6 protein-coding genes and 1 pseudogene are annotated in these 2,421 nt (G+C 36.9%); 5 read left to right on the forward strand and 2 right to left on the reverse strand.

Features of this window, described 5'->3' with window-relative positions; all coding sequences use genetic code 11:
- Positions 1-76 precede the first annotated feature (76 nt).
- From ARSQ2_RS01945 to ARSQ2_RS01960, 4 genes are all read left to right on the forward strand, one after another.
- Entirely contained in the window at positions 77-217 is a 141-nt protein-coding gene (locus tag ARSQ2_RS01945) for a hypothetical protein (protein ID WP_181994182.1), read from the forward strand.
- A gap of 21 nt (positions 218-238) precedes the next feature.
- A complete protein-coding gene (locus ARSQ2_RS01950) occupies positions 239-616 on the forward strand; it encodes a tetratricopeptide repeat protein (RefSeq protein ID WP_238334248.1) in 378 nt (125 codons plus the stop codon).
- 224 nt (positions 617-840) lie between these two features.
- Complete coding sequence (locus ARSQ2_RS14500; protein WP_181994184.1) at positions 841-1,092, forward strand: SEL1-like repeat protein; 252 nt, start codon at positions 841-843, stop codon at positions 1,090-1,092.
- Positions 1,047-1,265, forward strand: coding sequence for an SEL1-like repeat protein (locus ARSQ2_RS01960; RefSeq protein WP_181994185.1), 219 nt, complete (start codon positions 1,047-1,049; stop codon positions 1,263-1,265). The genes ARSQ2_RS14500 and ARSQ2_RS01960 overlap by 46 nt, the downstream gene beginning before the upstream one ends.
- 74 nt (positions 1,266-1,339) lie before the next feature.
- Here the strand turns inward: ARSQ2_RS01960 and ARSQ2_RS01965 are convergent.
- Positions 1,340-1,591: pseudogene (locus tag ARSQ2_RS01965) on the reverse strand (ACT domain-containing protein); the annotation flags it as partial.
- 102 nt (positions 1,592-1,693) lie between these two features.
- Entirely contained in the window at positions 1,694-2,290 is a 597-nt protein-coding gene (locus tag ARSQ2_RS01970; RefSeq protein WP_181994187.1) for an amino acid kinase family protein, read from the reverse strand.
- Positions 2,291-2,297: 7 nt separating this feature from the next.
- Between ARSQ2_RS01970 and ARSQ2_RS14505 the strand changes: the two genes are divergently transcribed.
- Positions 2,298-2,421 (forward strand): IS630 transposase-related protein (locus tag ARSQ2_RS14505; RefSeq protein WP_420837718.1); only part of this gene is annotated, 124 nt, incomplete at its 3' end.

Consider the following 2,421-nt stretch of genomic DNA (forward strand, 5'->3'; position numbering starts at 1 on the left):
TCGGATACTCAACCCTTCTTCTTCCATCGTAAATATCACTTTACGTCTAAAATCAATTGAATAGCTCATATAAATAATGTCATCAAAATTAAGTCGCTTAGCTATAAAAGGGAATAGTGATGCCTTTTATTATATGGGCGTGATTAATCAAAGAAAAAAAGATTATAAAGCTGCGGTAACCTGGTTGCAGCGTGGCGCAAACAAAGCTGATCCTTAAGTTCAACCTGGTTTGGGTTATATGTATAGCGTTGGGTTAGGGGTTGATAAAGACTATAAACAAGCGAAAAATTGGTATGAAAAAGCCCCTTTGCAGCAGGACGCTTATGCGCAGTTTTTTTTGGGATATTTATACCAGAATGGGTTTGGTGTTAATCAAGACTATCAGAAAGCAAAAGAATGGTATGAGAAAAGTGCTGATTTAGGTGATTTAGGTGCATTGAATAATTTAGCGCAGATTTATGAGAAAGGTTATGGCGTTAAGAAAAATCTGACTTATTCCATTGAATTATATCGGCGCGCAGCATATAGTAGTAATACTATTGCTCAATATAATATAGGATTTATTTATGATGATGGTAAATATTTAGAGAAAAATAATTATCAGGCTTTTTATTGATACAAATGAGCTGCAGAGCAAGGACATGTTAATGCACAGTACCGTCTTGCCGAATTTTATCAATATGGCTATTAAGTTGAGCAAAATGCTATTATAGCCAGGCAGTGGTATGAGGTATTAGCGAATGCTGGCTATGCTGATGCAAGTATAAAAGTTTCTTATTATTATGAAAAAGGCATCGGTACAAAAAAGATCTTACTAAAGCTGCGGAATTGTATCGGATCATGGCAAATAGAGGTGAAGCTGAAGCGCAATACCGACTGGCAAGACTCTATTTGGCTGGTCAAAGTATTAATGAACAAGCTAAAAAAACATTTAGCTTAATGCAGAAAGCCGCGCAGAAAATACAACAAGCAAAAAACCAGTTGGGACTTTTTTATTTATATGGCATAGGCACTGAAAAAATCCACAAAAAGCTAGTGAACTGTTTTTGTCTGCGGCTTATAAACAAGAAACCGATGCACAAAATAATTTAGCGGTATTATATGCCACAGGCAAGGGTATAAAGAAAAATATTTTTCGTGCCATTATGTGGTTTGCAACTGCGGCAAAACTTAATAATACTGTTGCGAAAGAAAATCTTACACGATTACAAACCAGCTTGGTTGTGAAGCCGACAGATTTAAAATTATCAAAAAAATATGACTAAAACTTTGCATTGGTAAAAATAAGTCTCACCGCGTCATTTAGCATTAGTCGTTTTAAGCGGTAATGATATTTCGGTTATTCAAAAAGATTTTTATGCAGTATTTGGATAATCGTCTCAGCTTCTTTATCAAAGACCAGTAGACAAATATTATGACTACTTGCTCCGTAACATATCATACGGATATTATGAGTTGCTAGCGGGCTAAAAATGTGACTTCCCAGACCATCTATTTGCGATAAATTATTACGAATAATGGCAACTAGTGCTAACTCCTCCTCAACATCTACACGACATAATTTGGCTAATTCTGTCATTAAAGTGTCAGTTATAGCTAAGCGTCTTAATTTTGATTACAAAATATATGTTTTTATCCAATATAAATTTACTGATATAGAGTAATTACTTGTAATTATTTTAAAGTCGCCCAGCTATAATAGGTTTCCTTTGGTAGTGGTAGAGCCAGTTTTATCCAAGGTTAAAGCAATGCTAACTTCCGATGTAGTAATGAGATCGACAGAAATATGATGTTGTGATAATAGTGTGAATACCTCAGCAAGAAATCCGCGAGCGTGAAGCATATTTAGACTATGCAAAGTGAGAAGCGTCTGTTTTCGCCGTATGGCCAGCGCTCGAAATTGAGGTAATTTCTTGGTGCTCGCGCAGATATAGGTGCCACTCTTTTCTGGTATTTGGCTTGAGCCAACAAATACGGGAATGCCTACTCGAATAGCGGGTAGGCAATGTTCCTGGATGTAAGATTTTAGCGCCGAATACAGCCATTTCTGCGGCTTCATTAAAAGTGATATGATAGCTCCAATCGATTTGGCACTAGCAACAATACGAGGATCGGTCGTATAGATACCGGCAACATCTGTCCAGATATCAACTTGGTCAAAGGATAACACTTCAGCAATCAGCGCAGTGGTGTAATCGCTACCTCCTCGCCCCAATGTTGTTGTGCGACCGTCTTCATCCTGACCAATAAAACCTTGAGTTATAGCTAAGCGCCTTAATTTTGATGACATTATTTATATGAGCTATTTAATTGATTTTAGAGGTAAAGTGATATTTACGATAGAAGAAGAAGGGTTGAGTATCCGAGAAACAGCGAAGCAATTTCGGATTGGCTCTGCATCTGTATCGCGTTGGATTAATC

The sequence above is a fragment of the Arsenophonus endosymbiont of Bemisia tabaci Q2 genome (assembly GCF_902713415.1).
Taxonomy (GTDB): Bacteria; Pseudomonadota; Gammaproteobacteria; order Enterobacterales; family Enterobacteriaceae; genus Arsenophonus.